At 65.3% G+C, this 19,135-nt stretch carries 21 protein-coding genes and 1 riboswitch; of the genes, 11 read left to right on the forward strand and 10 right to left on the reverse strand.

Features of this window, described 5'->3' with window-relative positions; translation table 11 throughout:
- Positions 1-51 precede the first annotated feature (51 nt).
- Positions 52-2,325, forward strand: coding sequence for a beta-glucosidase family protein (locus tag AU185_RS00750; protein WP_059100413.1), 2,274 nt, complete (start codon positions 52-54; stop codon positions 2,323-2,325).
- 86 nt (positions 2,326-2,411) lie between these two features.
- Here the strand turns inward: AU185_RS00750 and AU185_RS00755 are convergent, their stop codons facing one another.
- Complete coding sequence (locus tag AU185_RS00755) at positions 2,412-2,984, reverse strand: TetR/AcrR family transcriptional regulator (protein WP_156425346.1); 573 nt, start codon at positions 2,982-2,984, stop codon at positions 2,412-2,414.
- Between the two features lie 111 nt (positions 2,985-3,095).
- Between AU185_RS00755 and AU185_RS00760 the strand changes: the two genes are divergently transcribed.
- Genes AU185_RS00760 through AU185_RS25755 form a run of 4 tightly spaced genes read left to right on the forward strand, consistent with a single transcriptional unit; the run spans position 3,096 to position 5,914 of the window.
- On the forward strand, positions 3,096-3,926 hold the full coding sequence (locus tag AU185_RS00760; RefSeq protein ID WP_059100414.1) for a mycofactocin-coupled SDR family oxidoreductase: 831 nt from the start codon (positions 3,096-3,098) through the stop codon (positions 3,924-3,926).
- Positions 3,926-4,741 carry a carboxymuconolactone decarboxylase family protein gene (locus AU185_RS00765; protein WP_059100415.1) on the forward strand — a complete coding sequence of 272 codons (816 nt, stop codon included), beginning with the start codon at positions 3,926-3,928 and terminating at the stop codon, positions 4,739-4,741. Before AU185_RS00760 ends, AU185_RS00765 begins: the two co-directional genes overlap by 1 nt.
- Positions 4,742-4,755: 14 nt before the next feature.
- Entirely contained in the window at positions 4,756-5,553 is a 798-nt protein-coding gene (locus tag AU185_RS00770) for an SDR family NAD(P)-dependent oxidoreductase (RefSeq protein WP_059100416.1), read from the forward strand.
- Positions 5,519-5,914, forward strand: a complete 396-nt coding sequence (locus AU185_RS25755) for a MarR family winged helix-turn-helix transcriptional regulator (protein ID WP_082683669.1) — start codon at positions 5,519-5,521, stop codon at positions 5,912-5,914. The genes AU185_RS00770 and AU185_RS25755 overlap by 35 nt, the downstream gene beginning before the upstream one ends.
- Here the strand turns inward: AU185_RS25755 and AU185_RS00780 are convergent.
- The 4 genes from AU185_RS00780 to AU185_RS00795 all read right to left on the reverse strand — a co-directional run bounded on the left by AU185_RS00780 (position 5,911) and on the right by AU185_RS00795 (position 8,273).
- Positions 5,911-6,609 carry a type 1 glutamine amidotransferase domain-containing protein gene (locus AU185_RS00780; protein WP_059100418.1) on the reverse strand — a complete coding sequence of 233 codons (699 nt, stop codon included), beginning with the start codon at positions 6,607-6,609 and terminating at the stop codon, positions 5,911-5,913. The genes AU185_RS25755 and AU185_RS00780 overlap by 4 nt on opposite strands.
- A 77-nt stretch (positions 6,610-6,686) precedes the next feature.
- Complete coding sequence (locus AU185_RS00785) at positions 6,687-7,085, reverse strand: VOC family protein (protein ID WP_059100419.1); 399 nt, start codon at positions 7,083-7,085, stop codon at positions 6,687-6,689.
- Positions 7,086-7,140: 55 nt separating this feature from the next.
- Positions 7,141-7,638 (reverse strand): flavin reductase family protein, encoded by a 498-nt coding sequence (locus AU185_RS00790; RefSeq protein ID WP_059100761.1) that lies wholly within the window; start codon positions 7,636-7,638, stop codon positions 7,141-7,143.
- A 161-nt stretch (positions 7,639-7,799) separates the two neighbouring features.
- Positions 7,800-8,273, reverse strand: coding sequence for a hypothetical protein (locus tag AU185_RS00795; protein WP_156425347.1), 474 nt, complete (start codon positions 8,271-8,273; stop codon positions 7,800-7,802).
- 64 nt (positions 8,274-8,337) lie between these two features.
- Between AU185_RS00795 and AU185_RS00800 the strand changes: the two genes are divergently transcribed.
- The 4 genes from AU185_RS00800 to AU185_RS00815 are packed head-to-tail and all read left to right on the forward strand — an operon-like array spanning position 8,338 to position 11,371.
- Positions 8,338-8,751 (forward strand): VOC family protein, encoded by a 414-nt coding sequence (locus AU185_RS00800; RefSeq protein ID WP_231740363.1) that lies wholly within the window; start codon positions 8,338-8,340, stop codon positions 8,749-8,751.
- A 20-nt stretch (positions 8,752-8,771) separates the two neighbouring features.
- On the forward strand, positions 8,772-9,635 hold the full coding sequence (locus AU185_RS00805; protein ID WP_059100422.1) for an SDR family NAD(P)-dependent oxidoreductase: 864 nt from the start codon (positions 8,772-8,774) through the stop codon (positions 9,633-9,635).
- 10 nt (positions 9,636-9,645) lie between these two features.
- Positions 9,646-10,719: an NAD(P)H-dependent amine dehydrogenase family protein gene (locus AU185_RS00810; RefSeq protein WP_059100423.1), complete on the forward strand. Its 1,074-nt coding sequence runs from the start codon at positions 9,646-9,648 to the stop codon at positions 10,717-10,719.
- A gap of 10 nt (positions 10,720-10,729) precedes the next feature.
- Positions 10,730-11,371: a TetR/AcrR family transcriptional regulator gene (locus AU185_RS00815; protein WP_059100762.1), complete on the forward strand. Its 642-nt coding sequence runs from the start codon at positions 10,730-10,732 to the stop codon at positions 11,369-11,371.
- Between the two features lie 125 nt (positions 11,372-11,496).
- Here the strand turns inward: AU185_RS00815 and AU185_RS00820 are convergent, their stop codons facing one another.
- The 4 genes from AU185_RS00820 to AU185_RS00835 are packed head-to-tail and all read right to left on the reverse strand — an operon-like array spanning position 11,497 to position 15,281.
- Complete coding sequence (locus AU185_RS00820) at positions 11,497-12,285, reverse strand: (2Fe-2S)-binding protein (RefSeq protein ID WP_059100424.1); 789 nt, start codon at positions 12,283-12,285, stop codon at positions 11,497-11,499.
- Between the two features lie 13 nt (positions 12,286-12,298).
- The gene (locus tag AU185_RS00825; RefSeq protein ID WP_082683670.1) at positions 12,299-13,426 is read right to left on the reverse strand and encodes an ABC transporter substrate-binding protein; all 1,128 of its coding nucleotides are present in this window, start codon (positions 13,424-13,426) and stop codon (positions 12,299-12,301) included.
- The gene (locus AU185_RS00830) at positions 13,423-14,271 is read right to left on the reverse strand and encodes an ABC transporter ATP-binding protein (protein WP_082683671.1); all 849 of its coding nucleotides are present in this window, start codon (positions 14,269-14,271) and stop codon (positions 13,423-13,425) included. The genes AU185_RS00825 and AU185_RS00830 overlap by 4 nt, the downstream gene beginning before the upstream one ends.
- Positions 14,268-15,281, reverse strand: a complete 1,014-nt coding sequence (locus tag AU185_RS00835; protein ID WP_231740378.1) for a FecCD family ABC transporter permease — start codon at positions 15,279-15,281, stop codon at positions 14,268-14,270. Before AU185_RS00835 ends, AU185_RS00830 begins: the two co-directional genes overlap by 4 nt.
- A 237-nt stretch (positions 15,282-15,518) precedes the next feature.
- Positions 15,519-15,638: riboswitch (cobalamin riboswitch) on the reverse strand.
- 194 nt (positions 15,639-15,832) lie between these two features.
- On the opposite strand from AU185_RS00835, the gene AU185_RS00840 reads away from it, so the two are divergent.
- Positions 15,833-16,642, forward strand: coding sequence for a DUF1906 domain-containing protein (locus tag AU185_RS00840; protein WP_059100427.1), 810 nt, complete (start codon positions 15,833-15,835; stop codon positions 16,640-16,642).
- A 54-nt stretch (positions 16,643-16,696) separates the two neighbouring features.
- Here AU185_RS00840 and AU185_RS00845 read toward each other — a convergent pair whose 3' ends face one another.
- A complete protein-coding gene (locus AU185_RS00845) occupies positions 16,697-17,809 on the reverse strand; it encodes a coiled-coil domain-containing protein (RefSeq protein ID WP_059100428.1) in 1,113 nt (370 codons plus the stop codon).
- Positions 17,810-18,066: 257 nt separating this feature from the next.
- Here AU185_RS00845 and AU185_RS00850 point away from each other — a divergent pair, with 257 nt between their 5' ends.
- Positions 18,067-19,077, forward strand: coding sequence for a MaoC family dehydratase (locus tag AU185_RS00850; protein ID WP_059100429.1), 1,011 nt, complete (start codon positions 18,067-18,069; stop codon positions 19,075-19,077).
- Positions 19,078-19,135 lie beyond the last annotated feature (58 nt).

The following is a 19,135-nucleotide window of genomic DNA, read 5'->3' on the forward strand; positions in this document are numbered from 1 at the left end:
GTCACCACGCACAGCGCATGACAGGCTGGTAGGTCGAACGAAAGGCCAGTGATGTTCGACCCGAAGACGGTCGTCGCCGAGATGACGCTTGCGGAGAAGGCCGCGCTCGTCACCGGCGGCGACATGTGGTCGACAGTGGGAATCGATCGGTTGAACGTGCCGTCGCTGACCTTGACCGATGGACCGCACGGCGTGCGGCGGATGGCCGAAGGTGCTGCGCCGCAGAACTTCTACGAGTGCGAGCCGGCGACGGCGTTCCCGACCGCAGCGGCGACCGGATCGTCGTGGGACCCGCAACTGCTCGAGGAGATCGGCGCCGCACTCGGCGCAGAGAGCCGCGCATTGGGAGTCGACGTCCTGCTCGGCCCGGGCGTGAATATCAAGCGGAGCCCGTTGTGCGGACGCAACTTCGAATACTTCTCCGAAGACCCGGTGTTGTCCGGCGAACTGGGCGCCGCATGGGTACGGGGCCTTCAGCGCTGCGGTGTCGGCGCGTCGGTCAAGCACTTCGCGGCCAACAATCAAGAGACCCATCGCATGCGGGTCAGCGCAGAGGTCGATGAACGAACACTGCGTGAAATCTACCTGCCGGCATTCGAGCACATCGTCCGGGACGCAAACCCGGCCACGGTGATGGCAGCCTACAACGCCGTCAATGGTGTTCCGGCAGCCCGGAATCCGTGGCTACTCACCGAGATTCTTCGCGACGACTGGCAGTTCGCCGGTGTCGTCGTGTCCGACTGGGGCGCGGTGGTCGATCCGGTTGCATCCCTGCAAGCCGGGCTCGATCTCATCATGCCCGGGACCGGCGGCGGTGCGGCAGCGGCGACTGTGCTGCAGTCCGTCGCGAGCGGAACTCTCGAGGAGTCGGTTGTCGACCGAGCCGCCGAGCGGATCCTGGCGATGGCAGCGCGTCTGCTCAACGACCGCGACACAGACGTCGGGGTGGTCGACCGGGATCGTCATCATCGCCTGGCTCGCCGGGCTGCCGCCGAGTCGGCGGTGCTCCTCACCAATGACGGTCTGCTTCCGCTTGATCCGGCGCGCCGCGGGCCTGTGGCGGTCATCGGCGAGTTCGCCCGGACCCCGCGCTACCAAGGCGGCGGAAGCTCCCACGTGCGCCCAACCCGTATCGAATCAGCACTGACCGAGTTGACTGCCATCGTCGACGGTCGGTGCGAGATCCGATTCGCGCCCGGGTTCACCCTCGACGACTCAGCTCCCGAAGCGTTGCTCGCCGATGCCATGGCGGCGGCGCGGGGTGCCGAGGTCGTGCTGATGTTCCTCGGCCTACCTGAGGTCGCCGAATCGGAGGGCTTCGACCGCACGACGCTCGAACTGCCCGCCGATCAACTCCGACTGCTGGGCGCAGTGGCCTCCGTGAATCCCAACATCGCGGTGGTCCTGAGCAACGGCGGTGTTGTGCTGACAGCCGGCGTCGAGCAGCACGCCCGCGCCGTCCTCGAGATGTGGCTCCCGGGACAAGGAGGCGGGGGTGCGGCCGCCGACATCCTGTTCGGGCTGGCCGAGCCGGGCGGGCGGCTCGCCGAGACGATTCCCTGGGTATTGACCGACACCCCGGCCTACTGCAACTTCCCGGGCACCGCGCAGCGGGTGCTGTACGGCGAGCGGCACTATGTCGGCTACCGCTGGTACGACACGACACATCGCGCCGTCGCCCACCCATTCGGACATGGCCTGTCCTACACCACCTTCGACTACAGCGACCTTCGTGTCGACGTGCCGGATCCCGGGCGAAGCGAGGCGACGGTGTCGTTCACGGTCACCAACACCGGCGGCCGAGCCGGAAGCGACGTCGCACAGATCTACGTCAGCGACCTGGCCGCGTCGGTCGACCGGCCGCAGCGTGAACTCAAGGCATTCCGCAAGGTGCATTTAGCGCCCGGGCAAAGTCAACAGGTCGAAATAGGCTTGAGTGAACGTGATTTCGCGTTCTGGGACGACCAGCGCGGGGCCTGGACCGTCGAACCCGGCACGTTCCGGATTGCTGTCGGCGCGTCCTCACGTGACCTGCGTTTGGCGTCCGACATCGATCTCACCGTGCCCGTTCCCGCCTTGCCCCTGACAGTCCACTCGTCGGTCGGGGAGTGGATGGCCAGGCCGGACGGACGCGAGGCGTTGCTGAAGTTGATGGCGGAAGGCGACAATGCTCAGGCATCAACGCTGCAGCAGCACCCCGAATTACTGCGCATGGTGGCGTCGATGCCGTTGAGCCACGTGCTCACCCTCTCGGGGCGAACGCTCCCGTCGGCCGCCACGGCGGCGCTGCTCAACGCGGTGAACAACACCGACGATGGGCCGTAACGCCCTGTAGACGGTCGTCACTGTTCGCGGGTTCTTTCGGTCTACCGGAAATATCGACCGCGAGCTAAACGGGGTTCTCGTTCGCGCTATGAGCGACCGTCGACGAGCCAGAACACTGCCCGCTCGATTGACGGCACGACGTCGGTGACGTCGATGGCGTCGCTGGCGAGTTGGCCGAGCACGCCATACACGAGGCTGGTGAGGATCCGCTCGAGATCCTGAGCGAACTGGGGATCAGCGTGGGCGAGGACATCGCGTGCCGGCGGCGTGACCGCGTCAATCCCGAGCTTGGTGAGGCGATCTCCCCCCGGCCCCGACAACGCCCGGAAGTAGGACTTGAGCAGTTGCGGATGGGTTTCCCACGGCTCGAACACCGTTCGGAATATGTGCATGAGCCCGCCGTACAACGTGGCGTCATCCGCCGGTGCGAGGTCGGCGTAACGGTTGGCGGTCAACCACCATTCGAGCGCGGCGATGATGAGTTCGTCGCGCGTGCGGTAGCGCTTGTAGATCGTCGACAGTGACATGCGCGCGCGGCGTGCGACCTCCCTCAGCTGAACCGCCTCGTACCCTTCGGTGTCGAGCAGTTCCACGACGATGCCGATCAGAGGGTCCGACGCAACTGTCTCCAGTCGACCCTCGGTGGGTGCCGTTTGCATAACGCCTCCCGCGGACACGGTAACGATGTTACTGTGCGCTCGAGAGTAACGCCGTTACACCACGACGGCGCGGAAAACTTCAGCCGAAATCGCAACGAAGCGAGGACAACAATGGGCAGATTGGACGACCAGGTCGCCTTCATCACGGGCGTGGCCCGCGGCCAGGGCCGCAGCCATGCGGTGCGGTTGGCCAGCGAGGGCGCCAACATCATCGGCGTCGATATCTGCGCAGACATCCGGTCGAACGGATATCCGATGGCGACCGGCGATGAGCTGGACGAGACAGTCGCGCTCGTCGAAGCCGCCGGCGGCAAGATGCTGGCGACCGTCGCTGATGTCCGCGACTTCCATCAATTGCAGTCCGCCCTCGACGCCGGTGTTGAACAGTTCGGCCGCCTTGACATCGTGTGCGCCAATGCCGGGATCGCGACGATGACGTTCCGCGAATTGACGATCGATGAAGAGCTCGAGCAGTGGACCGACGTGCTCGACGTGAACCTTGTCGGCGCCTTCCACACCGCCAGAGCCGCAATTCCACACGTGATCGGCGGACAGCGCGGCGGGTGCATCATCTTCACCAGTTCGACCGCCGGACTTCGAGGCTTCGGCGGCATCCAGGGCGGTGGGCTGGGCTACGCGGCGTCCAAACACGGAATCGTGGGCCTGATGCGCACACTCGCCAATGCCCTTGCTCCACATAGCATCCGCGTGAACACCGTCCATCCGACCGCCGTGCGCACCATGATGGCCGTGAATCCCGCGATGACCGCATTCCTGGAGGCCTACCCCGACGGCGGACCACACCTACAGAATCCGATGCCCGTCGACATGCTCGAACCCGAGGATGTCAGCGCGGCCATCGCTTACCTCGCTTCCGATGACGCCAAGTACGTCACCGGGGTCACCTTTCCTGTCGACGCCGGCTTCTGCAACAAGCTCTGATGACCACAACTGATGCCGTCCACACCAGCCGCCGCGAGCGCGGACTGCGCGCCTTCACCGAGGTGATGACGGTCGAACCACCCACCGACACCACTCCCGCGATCGCCGAGGGACTGATCGACTTCGTCTTCGCCGACGTGTGGACGCGCTCGGTGCTCAGCCGGCGGGACCGCCGGTTCGTCACGCTGGCATGTGTGGCAGCGGCCGACGCCGACGCACCGCTGGAGCAGCACATCTACGCCGCCCTGAAAAGCGGTGACATCTCGATCACCGAAATGCGCGAAGCGGTCCTGCATTTCGCTGTCTACGCCGGATGGCCCAAGGCGTCGCGGTTCAACATCTTCGTCGACATTCAGTGGCAACGAATTCACGATGAACGTGGCGAGGCGCCTCCCCCGCCAGAACCACTTCTCCCGCTGCCCACCGAGAGCGACCCCGAGAAGCGCCTCCAGGGCGGGGAACAGGCGTTCGTCGACGTCAACTGCATCCCATTCGCGCCCCCCAGAGACGACCCCTATCAAGGTGCGGGCATCCTCAATTTCGTCTTCGGCGAGATGTGGCGGCGGCCGGGCCTGGGCATGAAGGAGCGGCGCCTCATCACCGTGGCGTGCGTGGCGTTCCAGGACGCCGATATCCCCATCCTGTCGCACGTGTACGCGGCGCTGAAGAGTGGCGACATTTCTTTCGACGAGATGGACGAAGTCGCATTGCAGTTCACCGCGTATTACGGCTGCGCCAAAGGGTTCCGGCTGAACCAGGTCATCGGTGAACAGAAGCGGCGCGTGCTCGCCGAGGCCGCCGACGCGCAAGGTTGACGGAGGCCGCGGACGTGGAGTCATTGCGTGACAAGGTTGCAGTCGTCACCGGCGGGGGCAGCGGCATCGGCCGCGCGGCCGCACTCTCGCTGTCCCGCCGCGGCGCATCGATCGTCGTCGCCGACGTCAACCCGGATCGCGCGGCTTCGGTCGCCGAAGAGATCCGGGACCAAGGTGCACGATCGATCAGCGTTCCGTGTGATGTGGCCGACGAGGACAGCTTCGAGTCGCTCAGGGATGTCGTGCTCGACCAGTTCGGCCGGGTGGACGTCGTGATGAACAACGTCGGCGTGCTCACCCGCGGTCTACCCGAGCACCTTCCGCTCACCGAATGGCAGCGCATCATGAACATCAACCTGATGTCCTACGTGCGCAGCAACATCGCCTTCTTGCCGACGTTGCTCGACCAGGGCAGCGGGCACATCGTCAACACCGCTTCCTTCGCAGGCCTTTTCACCTACTCCTACGACCGACTGCCGTACGCGGTGTCGAAGGCGGGCGTCATCCAACTCTCCGAAGGACTGCGGCTCTACCTGGCGCCGCGCGGGATCGGCGTGACGGTCCTGTGCCCGGGACCGGTGATCACCAACATCATCGAATCGCTTCCGCCGTCCTTCGGCCCCGAACCCGAGATGCGTGGGCCCGGAACGCAATTCGCACTACTGACGCCCGAGGAAGTCGGTGAGCAAGTCGCCGAGGCGATCCTCAGTGACACGTTCATGGTCTATACCCACCCGCAAGTGCGTGACGTCCTCGTAAGCCGCGCGTCGGACTGGAATGCGTTCATCGACGAACGGACACGCACCATATGACCCGCACAGACCGGGTGTTGGTCGTCATCAGGCGAGCAACCTTCTCGACCTGGAGGGGCCGATCACTTCAGGAGAGCTCGCACGCCGGCTGCGGCTGACCACTGGCGCGACAACCCGGGTGGTCGACCGGCTCGTGAAGGCGGGTCTCGCTCGCCGTCAGGACGATCCAGCCGATCGGCGCCGAGCGCTGGTCGCGCACACCGGTCACCGGCCAGCCGGTCTCGACGAGATACTCGCTCGCGTCCGTGAGCCGATTCAAGAGGCGCTGCAGGATTTCAGTACTGAGCAACTTGCGGGCGTCCAGCGCTACCTCGAGGTGGCTACGCGTGCTTACGCAGACGGCGCTCGCACGCTGTCCTAAGGTCTCTGCCCGCTGAGGACGGAGACGACCTTCTTTGCCGTTGCCTTGGCCGACGCGGGATTCTGTCCCGTCACCAGGCGTCCATCGACGACGGTGTACGAGACGAAGGGAAGCAGGCCCTTCTCATACCGTGCGCCGCGCTTCTTGACTTCTTCCTCGGCGTTGTAGGGCACCAGCTTGTCGACGCGGGCGAGGACCTCCTCTGACCAGGCGAATCCGGTCAGCTTGCGGCCATCGACCAGCAGCGATCCATCCGACAGTCGGGTATTGAGCAGACCGCAGTAGCCGTGACAGACCGAGGACACCACGCCGCCTTGCTCGAAGATCTCCCGGGTAATTCGTTGCAGACCTTCACTATCGGGGAAATCGAACATCACCGCATGCCCGCCGGTGAAGTAGATTGCATCGAAGTCCGCCGAGTCGATCTCCTCGGGCGAGGCGGTGTCGGCCAGCAGCGCCATCTTCCCTTCGTCGGCTTTCCAGGCCTTCGCGGTCTTGTCGTAGTTCGGAAATTTCAACGACCGCGGCTCCAACGGTGACGGCCCCCCTTTTGGGCTGACGATCGTCTGCTCGTACCCCGCTTCGGCGAACACGTGATAGGCGTGCGTCAGCTCCGAGAGCCACAGTCCAGTCGCCTCGGAGGGATCCTCATAGTGCGCGACGTTGGTGACGACGTCCAGGATGCGCTTGGTCATGCTCTAAGGATCACGCCGATCACTGATCGACACCAGTGTCTGGCGCTCCTTATTACGTGTCGCGGCCAGGTTGAGGATCAGTCACGGTCGTAGTGACACACGGCTTCCAGCATGATCCCGAACGGATCGAGCCAGAACGTCGCGTAATACGGCGGCGGGTACTCCGGAAAGAACCGCGGCGGATGGATCACGCTCCCGTTTCGTGACAGCACGTGGCGATGTACCCGATCGACATCGCTCCGCGTCTTCACCATGAAAGCCAAGTGCTGCAGACCGGTCCCCTCGCGCGAGTACGGCGTCGGCTGTGCGGCCGGATACAAGAACAGATACGTCCCGGGCTTTCCGCCGGCGGGCTTGTAGGCGCACTGATCATCCGCAGCGAGGAACACCTCAAAATCCAGCAACGGCAACAGTTCGTCGTAATACGCCTGCGCGCGTGCAAGATCCGTAGCGTTCAGCCCAATATGACCGAGCACGCCTCGTATCGTGCCACAGCAATCGCCCAGCCAAAGGCGCACAACGTCGCGTCAATCAGGCCTCGTGTCCCGGTGTCAGGTCGCGAACGTCCGCGAAGGTGATCCAGTCGTCGAGTGCATCGGGCGATTCACCGGCCACGGGTTCAAGCAAGTGTCCGACGTGATCGCCGAGATCGAAGCGACGACGTATCGCCCCGACGAACCACGCATCGGCGTCGTCGAGAACCGGTAACCCTTCGGGCCCGCCGTGCCATGCGCAGCGGTCGAATTTGTTGACGCGATCGCCGGTCTCGCTGCCGAACAGCTGCGCCAACAAGAGCTGCCGGCGAGCTACCACGTGGACGGCCAAGTGTGTCGCGTTCCGCGCCACTCGAAATGTGTGGTTCTTCTTGGATAGGCCGATCATGAAACGGGGCGGGTTGATGCTGGTTTGACTGGCGAACCCGACCAGACATCCTGCTGTGTCGTCACCGGCGCGCGTCGTGACCAAAAACATCGGGTAGTCCAATCTCGCGACCAGTGCCTCGAACGACCCGCTTCCCGATTCCGACATCGTCAGCATTATCTCTGCCCCTACGTCCGTTGAGGGCGCAAATCAGCGAAGCGGCAAGGGGGAAGCCCGCTCGTTTCGTCACCCTCACTGATGAACGACATGCGCGCAGATAACAACGAGCTGGACTGCCTGCTCGCGGTCGGATCGCAAGGCAGATTTTCTCAGCCAATTCGGGGTGGAGGGTCCTCGTTGGATCGACCATGCTCTTCCCCGGCTGCGTCGAGAAGATGAGCGTACGGGTCACCGTCCGGCCCAACGTGTTCAGGCATCGGATAGTAGGTCTTGATCAGCAGGTTGCCGGCCTCATCCCACGCGAAAATCTCGATACTGTAGGCAGTCTGGACGTCGGGCTCAGTGCGGAAGACGTTCTCACACACCCATGCCATCTCGTCGCCATTGACCTGGACGGTGATCATCTTGATTCTCAGGATCGACTGGAACATGTCGAACGCGTCCGACGTGGCGGCCGCGACGCCGCGCTTCTCCTCGGTGCCGACCGGATCGAACATCCGCACCTCGCCTGGGCAGATGGTGCGCCACGACGCGACCCATTCGTCTTTCTTGCCGGCGTTCCACAGCTCAGCGTGCTTTGCGGCGTGCGCCAATCGCGCGCGCCGACTCGGAACGTTGCTCATCGTCTGCTCCATCAATGTTGGCGATACTGCGGTGGTAGAAAAATAACACGTGTAATCTTTTGGCGTGTCCGTCCGAAAGGTATCGCCGACGATGCACCACGTGGTGATCGCTGTAGCCGGCCACCGGATCGAGCGCACCGTTGCTCTGTTCACCGACCTGGGCTTCCGATTCTCCGAGTTCGAACTGGATGACGTGGGGCTGCGCGTGCTCCTGGACTGGGACGGCGGCGTCGAGTTGGTGACCCCACTCGAGGATCGATCCAGTCTGGTAGATGACTTCCTGGCGCGCCACGGAGACGGCGTGTACTCCCTGGTGGTCCGGGTCGCCGATGCGCCTAGCGCGGAAGCTATCGCCGCTCGGTACGGGGCAACGACAAAGTTTCGCCAACATCGCAAGGGTGAGGGCTGGACGCTCGACGAACTCGAACTGTCGGTACTCGGACTGCCCATCACCCTGCTGTCGACCGACCTTCCATGACCACAGAGACGAGTTTTGAAATGGCCGAATTACAAGGAAAAGTCGCGATTGTCACGGGCACGAGCCGAGGTGTCGGAGTGGGGATCGCGCACGAACTCCTTCGCGCCGGAGCGACGGTCGTCGGCTGCTCGCGTGCGTCACTGGACGCATTGCCCGGCACCGAGACCAACCCCGACTGGTCCGGCCGGTCCGCTCAAATGGTCTGTGACCAAGCGGATTACCAGGTAATCGACGCCTTAGTGAAACGAGTGGTCGACACCTACGGGCGCGTCGACATCCTGGTCAACAACGCCGGCGGGACCGTGCCCTCACCATCGGTGGACGCCGTGCCCAGTCTGGTCTCGCGCATCCAGGGCGCACCGACGAGTGACGACGAGTACGAACGCAGCGTGCTCTTCCACGCCTTCGCCGTGCAGATGAACCTGATCAGTCCGTTGTGGTTCGCGATCCGGGCGTACCGGCAGATGAAAACCCAAGACAGCACGGGTTGCATCATCAACATCTCCAGCGGAGCGAGCCATCCCGCCGGCTCCCCTACGCTGGTGTCCTACGGCGCGGCCAAGGCCGGCCTCAACCACATGACGCGATCGCTGGCCCAGGAATGGGGCCCGACAGTCCGAGTGAACTGTGTGGCGCTCGGGCCCACCATCACCGACAACTTCCGGTCCTTCGTCCTGCCCAAGGATGACCCGGGCGGCAAGAAATACTTCGACCCGATTCCCCTCAAACGCGGCGGCGAGCCTGCTGAGGTGGGACGCACATGCGTGTTCCTCGCCTCCGGCGCCGCTGATTACATCAACGGCACCACCATCGAGATCGACGGCGGCATGCTTCCCGGCGTCCTCTACGAAGCGGGACTCAAGACCATCACCGACCTACTCTGAAGGAAACACCGTGAGCCGCCGCATCATTCAATTCTCCACCGGCAACGTTGGTATCCACGCACTGCGCACCATCATCGGGCGTCCAGACCTCGAACTCGTCGGCGTGCACGCCGCGTCGCCGGGCAAGATCGGGCGGGACGCCGCAGACCTCTGCGGCCTGCCCAGTCCGACCGGAGTGATCGCCACGTCGGACATCGAAGAACTTGTTGCGCTGCAAGCGGACTGCGTCGTCTACACCTCCCAGGCCGAGACACGTCCACACGAGGCACTGGCCGACTTGATCCGCTTCCTGAGCACCGGGACGAACGTCGTCGGGACATCCTTCGTCTGGTTGGTCGCCCCCGACTTCACCGACGCATGGCTGCGTGAACCGCTTGAGCGGGCCTGTCACGACGGCAACTCAACGCTGTACGTCAACGGCATCGATCCTGGCTTCTCCGGCGACACCCTCGTATACGCAGCACTGAGCCTCGCCGGCCGGGCCACCGCGATCACCGTCCAAGAGATCTGCGAGTACGGCAGTTACGACGACGCCGAATTCACCGGTGTCAGCTTCGGTTTCGGTACCGACCCCAAACACGAGCCGATCCTCTTCGCGCCCGGAGTGCTGGCGTCGATGTGGGGAACCCAGGTGCGCAGCCTGGCCCGCGACCTCGGCGTGACACTCGACGAAGTGCGCGAACGGCACGAGAAATGGGTGACTCCCGAACCGGTCTCCACGACCATGATGGACGTCTCCCCCGGCCAGGTGGCCGCAGTCCGATTCGGCGTGGAAGGCATCCGCGACGGCGAGGTTGTCATCACCATGGAGCACATCAACAGACTCACCCCGGCCGATGCGCCGCACTGGACCTATCCGCCGGATGGCAGGCCGGGCGTGCACCGCGTCACCGTCGCCGGCGATCCCGGCATCACAATCGACACCCACGTCGGTGGATCCGGCATCGACCACAACATCGGCGGTGTTGTCGCCACCGCCGCGCGGGCCGTGAATGCCGTCGAAGCGGTGTGCCGGGCGCCCGCCGGCATCCTCGCCGCCCACAATCTACGACCGCTCGACCATCTCCGCGGCACCATGTGGTGACATGGGTCGCATGGCAGGGTCACCAGCACCCCGGCGGCCGCCGAGCGGCAACCAGGAACGCGCCGAACGCACCCGCCGAGCCGTCATCGACGAAACCGTGCGGTACATCCTCGACGAAGGTTTCGCGGCACCCAGCGTGCGTCGCATCACCGGGCGTGCCGGGCTCACCTGGGGAGTGGTGCAATACCACTTCGGAGACCTCGGCGGCCTCCTGATGGCGGTGGTCGACCAGGGACTCGCCGAACTCACCGACGCCCTCGAAGGTCTGCGTGAGCAGACCGTGAGCCTGCCCACCGATCGCCGCACCGAGCTGGTCGTCGACGCGATGTGGCAGGCGTTCTCCAGCCCGACATCCATGGCCGCGCTCGAAGTCCTCATCTCCACCCGCGCAGCGCGCGACAGTAAAGTCAACGCTCGATTGTCCGACACCATGCGACAATTCACCGAGCTCGGCAGGCATCTCGGCGAAGATCTGGACGCACCGCAGGCCATGGAGATCGGCAACCTCATCTGGGCGACGCTACGGGGAATCGTTCTCGCGCAGATGGTGTCACCTCAACCGCTCGACACCAGCAGAGACCGAAGAGCGCTCATTGATGTGCTCAACACCTACATCCGAGCACGGGGAGCGCACCGCGATGTCCGCAGCTGATTTCCGCCACGGGCGGGGCATGTGAACCGTCGGCACTGTCTCTCGTCGTGCGCAAATTCAGATGACGGCTTTCGTATGCCGCCCGGACGCGCAGCCTCCACACGACCCTCATCGTGTGCTCCTGGTTAGTGGTCGGGCGCTGTGTTTGTTCGCCGACGAATAGTGGCGCGACCCGTCAACGGACAGTCGGCACAGTTGTCTTGGTGCCGCGTGCGGTACCAAAGGCAGCAGCTGCGCCGTCGAACTTCGCTGTTGGCGGTTATGGCAAGCCGGTTGGCCAGCGGTGAGCGCGACAGTATCGCCGCGGTCACGGCGGTGAGTCGCACGTTGGGCCGTTTCTCGGTGACGATTTGAGGGGCCGAAACCAGCGCTGAGGCCGCGTTACCCCACAGCAGCCCGTCGGCAATCCGGACCACCCGGTGCAGCGCCGTGTGCAAGCTGCCCAGCGGGTGGGCGATCACCGCGTCGGCGATGAGGGCTGCCGCCTCGTCGACAGACACGGATGCGCAGTCCCATGCGCGTAAATCACCCATCGCCAATGCGATTGACCCGGGCGCGGTTATGACGAGCTCGAGTTCACGCGTGTCGATCAGCAACCCTGCGTGGTGCCACACTCCGAGCACCACCGACCAGCACCGGGCAGCAAAGCCGTACTGCAGTGTGGATGCCGCGACGCGTCCTTCGTCGGTACCGATGTCCTCTGCGACGTCACTGAGTAGCGACTGAAGCCGTCGCCGCTGATACATCTGCTGTGGCGGCAGCGGAATTCGGGTCGCATCGCGGTGCAGGGCGAAGTATGGGCCCAGCTCGGCGGCATTCGCCAGCGCCGTTTCGACCCGGCGCCGATCCGCCCACGGCTGCGCCCGTGTACGGCTATCCGTGCCGTGCGTCCGGTGACATTGGTTGTAGCCCAAGGTGGTCGACGTCCTAGCTGGCCGTCGCCGCCAGGCCGAATCCGGGTGTGTCGACGAGGTCGGCGAATTGCTCGGGATACAGGTTCGCGGCGAGCGCTTCGATTCCGTCGACGATACGAATACCGGGGTTGACCGCTTCCTGGGGCAACACGAGGAAGCGGTTGTCGCGAACCGCAGGCACCGTGCCGACACCGTCCATCGCCTTGAGCATCTCGATTTTCTGCTGCCCGGTCGGCCCGTCTCCGTAGTCGGTGACCGCGATCAACTCGGGGGCTCGCTGGACGAACGCCTCGAACGAGACGTTCTCCCACATCTCCTCCAGGTCGGCGAAGACGTTGACCGCGCCGGCCCGCTGGTAAAGCTGCGGGACGATCGTCAATCCTGCGCCGGTGCCCAAAGTGTCGGTGCCCCAGTCCCAACAGAACACCCGTACCGGCTCTGCGTCGGCCGGAATGCGGTCAGCGACCCGAACGAGCCGCTGCTGCCAGTGCGCGATCAGAGCCTCGGCGCGTTCGGGCACTCCGAAGATGGCGGCGATGGCACGCACGTCACCGAACCACTCGTCGATGGTGGCGGGGGCGAGCGTGTCGTCGACGCGTCGGCATGACTCGGACAGCACATAGCTGGGAATGCCCAACTCGGCGAGGCTGTCGGGGTTGATGCCTCCGGTATCGAATCCATAGTTCCAGCCCGCGAAGACGAAGTCCGGCGCGACGCCCAGCAGCGGTTCGAGAGCGAAGTAGTCGGGGCCGAGCGAGGTCGCGGCGGCATAGTCGTCGATGAACACCGCTAACCGCAGGCGCTCACCAGCGCCGGCATAGCCGGCCATTCGATCGGTCAGACCCAGAGCGAACATCAACTCGATCATGTTGTCGTCGTTAACGACAGCGCGGTCCGGCGCTTCGTCGAAGGTCACCGGCTCACCGCAGGAGGACACAGTTACCGGGTAGTGGTCCGGCGGCGTGTTGGCCGGCGGCCAGCTGAACTCGGCGGTGACGGGTGGCAGATCACCGGCAACAGTGATGCTGTGTTCACCCGACCGGGGCGGGTCTACAACCGCATTCGGTCCGTCGCCGGCGCAGCCGGTGATGGCGACCGCGACGGCGGCGAGCACCGGGCATATGGGTCGAATTCCGTTCATGGACAGTGCTCCTGGGTCGCGGTGGTAGATGAGACGGTGCTCGGAACTGCGTCCGGATCGTCAATGCCGTCGGGTGCAGACAGGAGCAGCCGCAGCGCTCCGGTGCGTGGGTGCCGGATGTGGTCGACGTGCACGCCGAACACCGGAAGCACGATCTCGTCGACGAGCACTTCGGCCGGGGATCCTGCGGCGACGACCGCTCCCTGCTGCAGGACGACGACGTCGTCGCAGAACTCGGCGGCGAGGTTGAAGTCGTGCAGCGCGGCGAGGGTGGTCACCCCGAGGCCACGAATAAGCCGCAGCAGGTCGAACTGGTGGCGCACGTCAAGGTGATTGGTCGGCTCGTCCAGCACCAGCACCCGGCAGTCTTGGGCCAGAGCGCGGGCCAGCAGCACACGCTGCTTCTCACCGCCTGACAACGTGGGCCAAGCCCGCTCTGCGAGGTCGGCGGCGCCGACGGTGGCCAAGGCGTCGACGGCGGCCGCACGGTCGGCCGATGAGGTACGGCTCAGTGCGCGCTGGTGAGGAATCCGGCCGAGCATCACCATGTCGGTCACGCTGAGTCCGACGTCCATCGGCGCTTCCTGCGCCACGACAGCCAGAGTGCGAGCGAACGCCCTCGGGTTCAGCGAGGTGGCGCGGACACCGCCGATGCTGATCTCGCCGCGCTCGGGGCGCAGCACCCGGTAAATCGCCTTGAGCAACGAGGATTTTCCGCTGCCATTCGGACCCACCAGCCCGACGAACCGGCCGGGTCCCACGTCGATGCTCAACCCGTCGATCAGCAGCCTGCCCCCGACCCGCACGGCGAGCTGATCGACGTTGACGTCTGCGGCGTCGCTCATCGAAGGCCGCCCTCCAGTCGGTCACGACGGGACATCAGGAAGAGAAACAACGGGCCGCCAACGATGGCGGTCAGAATGCCGACCGGTATCCCTTGCGGGCTGGCCAGCGTGCGCGCGGCCAGGTCCACCCAGATCATGAAGACCGCACCGAACAGCGCGCTGGCGATCAACACCGGTCGGTGCAATCCACCGACCAGCAGCCGCACGATGTGGGGCACCACCAGCCCGACAAACCCGACCGCTCCGGACACCGCAACCATGACCGCGGTCAACGCCGCGGTGGCCACAAACAACTCCAGGCGCACCCGCGCCACCGCAACGCCGAAGGTGACGGCGGCCTCGTCGCCGGCGAGTAGCGCATCCATCGGCCGGGCGCGGGCGACGAGCCACACGAGAACTAGTGCCAGCGCGATCGCCGGAATCGCCGATGTCGACCATCGCGCGCGCTCGAAACCCCCTAACAGCCAGAACAACACCTGCTGGGCGCCGCGCGGGTCGCCGAGAAACACCAAATAGCTTGTCAGCGCGGAGAGCACGTAACCGACGACCACGCCGGTGAGCACCAACCGCAGCGGACTGAGCCCGAGGCCGCTGCGCCTGGCGACCAGATAGACCATTGCCATCGACAGACAGGCGGTCGCGAACGCGGCTCCGCTCAGTCCCAAAGCGCCGAGCCCCAATGCGCTGCCGTACACGATGACGGCCGCCGCACCGATGGAGGCACCCGACGAGACGCCTAGCACGTACGGGTCGGCGATCGGATTGCGCACCAGCGCCTGCACCGCAACTCCCACCACACTGAGACCCGCGCCGACGAGCGCGGCGAGCGCAACGCGGGGAACCCTTAAGTCCCAGACGATTTGGACGATGTGCGAAGCTACCTCGCCGCTCGCCGATCCGAGCGTCTTCGCCCAGATCACCTCCACCACCGTTCCCGCAGGGATGCGTACCGACCCGATGCCGACCGCGATCACCGTCGAGGCGAGCCCCAGTACGAAAAGGCCAAACATCAACACGACGAACCACGTTGCCGACAGCGATCCCCTCGATGGTGATCGTGACGTGGAGGTGAGGTGGCGACACAGAGTGGCCGCCACTGGCGTCATGTCAGAACTGCAGGGCCGCTCGGCATTTCACGCATCGCCTGTCGACGGGCGATGAACCTTCGGCAATTTCGGGCACGCGTGTGCATGAGCGATCTCCGTCCCGGGGTTTCCACGCCCCGTCATCCCGGCCCGCGGCGGCGCAGTGTCCTGACTCCCGGATCACCGCTCGCCCCGCCCTTCCAGCCCGCAGGCCGTGGTCACGCGTGGGGTCCGCTCCCCGGTCACAGTGGCGGGACCGTGCCGGAATCACACCGGCTTCCTAGCCCCACCGCGGCTATAACCGCTCACACAATAACCCGTGCGCACAGGCCCTGTGCGGTGCCTCCGCTGCGCGGCCGCAGCTGTGATCGCGATCCCGGAGGGCGAAAGCGCCGCTCTCGCACGGCTTCGCGACACCGGCAACTCGCCCGGCGTGGCTACACCGTTAACAGGAGTCTCATTGTTAACATCCTGCCGTGGAGGGCCCGCCGGAGACATATAGCCTTCGGCGTTCATGCCCGGTCTCCCGGCGTGATGCATTGCGGTATGCCGCAGCCGCTTCGGCGCTGGTCGGGTTGGGTGCGGCATCGGCGAGTGTCGGCAGTCCGACCGCAGAGGCCGCCGCTCCAACTCTTATCGACTACGCCATGCGCCAGATCCCGGCCCAAGCCATCCGAGCCGCCGGCCACTCCGGGGTGATCAACTACGTATCCACGTCGCGGCCCGGCTCGTCCTTCGGCGCCAAGCCGATCACCCTTCCGTACGCCAAGTCCCTGACCGCCGCCGGTCTGGTCATCGTCAGCAACTACCAATACGGAAAGCCGGGCGGGACAGCACCATCGGACTTCACCCGTGGGTACGCCGGCGGCGTCGCCGACGCGCGTACCGCTTGGCAACTGCACACCGCGGCCGGTGGTGGCCGGAGCGCACCGATCTTCTTCAGCGTCGACGACGACATCGACCGCACGGCGTGGAACGATCTGGCGCTGCCGTGGTTTCGGGGAATCAACTCGGTGCTCGGCGCGCAGCGCACCGGTGTCTACGGGGGCATCAATACCTGCCAGTGGGCCGCGGCCGATGGTGTCATCGGGCGGTCAAAATCGCCCGGCCACGTCTGGGCGTGGCAGACGCGGTCCTGGTCGCGCGGTCAGATCTACCCCGCGGCGGTTCTGTACCAGCGCATCATCGACACCGCCTCGAATCCGGGACCGGTGGTCGGCGGCATCCGCGTCGACGTCAACGACGTCCTGGCCAGCGATTGCGGCCAGTGGAACCTACATCCGTGAGGGCAGGAATACAGCGCCGCGGTCGAGAGGGTGCGGCGTGACGCGACTCGTCGGTCAGCGGCGTGGTGTCGTGGTGACGTGCACGTGGTCAAAGTGACCGTAGCCCGATCCTGCAGGACCGCTCGGTGTGTAGTAGGTGCCGCGCCAGATCACATCTTGCAAACCGAATCGGCTCGCGTTGCTCATCATGAACGCGAGGATTTCGTCTCCGAGCGCGATGCCCTCGGGGCTTTCGGGATTGGGGATCATGATGTCGATCGCCAGGCCGCTCGGATGCCACGGCTTGGAGTCGGGGCGCACCCCGTCGATGTCGGCAATCTGGGGGAACCTGTGGCTGACGGCGCGGGCAGCCAGGATGGTGTTGGGCTGTAGGCCGGCCTCATAGGCGACTCCGACGGGCAGCGCCTCCGGGATGTCCGCGGGGGCCGCGGGTGGAGGGACAGCGGCAGGGGGAGGTTGGCCGGGCATCGCGTTGAGTAGGGGGTTGGCCGGAGGGGGCACAGCCTGCGGTGGCGGCGGTGCGGCCGCGTTGTCGACAGCCGCCTGTTGAGCGGGTGTCAACGCCGCGTACTGGGCCTCCGCGGCGGCGATCTGACGCTGCAGTTCTCTGAATTTTGCCTGCAGGTCTGCGCGCACTGCAGCAGACTTCTCCGCCGCGGCGCGGGCGTCAGCGGCCGATTTCTCTGAGGCGTTGGCGGCGACGGCCGCGCGCTCACGGGCTATTCGAAAGGCCTTCAACTGATCGGCCGTTACAGCGGCTACCGCCCGCTGCAGAGATAGCCCGTCGATCAGCTGTTGCGGGGAGCTTGCGGTCAGCAACGCCGCCCACTGGCCGGTGCGTCCACTCACGTACGTCATCGCCGCCACCCGGTCGGCCGCGGCTTGATGGGGAGCGAGCTGGGAGTTCGCGGCGTCGAGGGTTGCCTGGTCTGCGCGATGCCGGTCTTCGGCGGCGGTCAGGGCGGCCAGTTTTGCGGCGGCATCGCGTTGCGCGACTGTGACGGCTTCACGACTCTGCAGCGCCTGACGGGACAACTCGTCGAGCCTGGCCAGCGCGTCCGCCGCCGGGTCGGCATTTACGTCGCCCGCCAAGGACATGGCCAGCACCAGTACCGCGGCAGCAAACCCGCCCACTGTTCGTCGAAGAGAGTGGCCCGCCCGACTCATTCGGATTGTCAGGATCCTTCGTTGCAGGGACCGACCTTGGCCCGGCTACATGTGTCTCGGACAGGTTAGAAACTTGCAACGGCGATGTCTATTCGTCCCTTCAACGAGATCGTCCGTCGCGACCATCGGCACCAAGGCCACCCCCACTTGCTTCCGTTTTCACGCGCGTCAGTTGAGGGCGACGCTTTCCGATGCGATCGTCAGCGGAGAATAATTCGCCAGTACAGTCCGACCAGGAAGTCGACTCCTGGAGCAGCATGTCAGACGTAACCACCCACGTGCGCGGGCCGTATTTTGACGAACTCAAGGTGGGCATGGAGTTCGCAGACTCGCCCGCCGTAACCCTTACCGACGGCCTGGTGGCGGCCCACCATGCCATCGTCGGCAACCGCCTCCGACTGTTTCTGGACGACACGCTCGCCGAGGATGTGACAGGGCACCGGGGCCTGGTCCCCCCGGCCGTGGTGTGGGACACCTCGATCGGCCAATCCACGACGGTGACTCAACATGTCAAGGCCAACCTGTTCTACCGGGGTCTGGCGTTCCGTCGGTACCCCGTGGTCGGTGACACTCTTTCGACGGTCACCACGGTTGACGGGCTCAAGGAAAACACCCGGCGTGAAGGCAGGCGGCCGACGGGACTGGCCGCATTGCATATCGTGACCACCGACCAGCACGGCCAGGTGGTGCTGGAGTACTGGCGCTGCGCAATGCTGCCGCTCTCCCCCAACGATTCCGTCGAGGACGGGCCGCGAGACGACCTCGCCGTCATCGGGCGTCAGTCATCGCTCGCGGACCTGACCGCGGGTATCGCCGACTGGAACCTCGCCCGTTTCAAGGAGCGCGTTGCCGGCCCGCACTTCGCGGATCTGCAGGTGGGCCAGACGTGGAATGTCGAAGGGGCCGAACTGGTTTCGTCCGCCCCGGAGTTGGCGCGGCTGACCGGCAATCTCGCAACGGTGCACCACGACGCCGTCGCAGCCGGCGGTTCTCGTCTGGTTTATGGGGGCCACACCATCGGTCTGGCGTTGAACCAGTCGGTCCGAGCACTGCCGGCGATGGTCACTGTCGGTGGCTGGGCCGGCTGCGATCATGTCGGCCCCGTGCACGAAGGAGACATGATCAACTCGGTGGTTACCGTGCAGGGACTGGATCCCCTTCCCGATGGTGGCGGGCTGGCACATTTGCGCGTCACGGCCGATGCCAACTCCGGCGGCGCTGATGGACGCCCGGTGCTGGATTGGACCTTCAGCGCGGTCCTGGCGTGAGCGGACACCCGGAGGTCCTGCATGGGCAGCCTGCTCTTTGTGCCCGGCGACCGACCCG

Origin of the sequence: Mycobacterium sp. GA-0227b, assembly GCF_001499855.1 — a bacterium.
In the GTDB taxonomy this organism is placed as follows: Bacteria; Actinomycetota; Actinomycetes; order Mycobacteriales; family Mycobacteriaceae; genus Mycobacterium.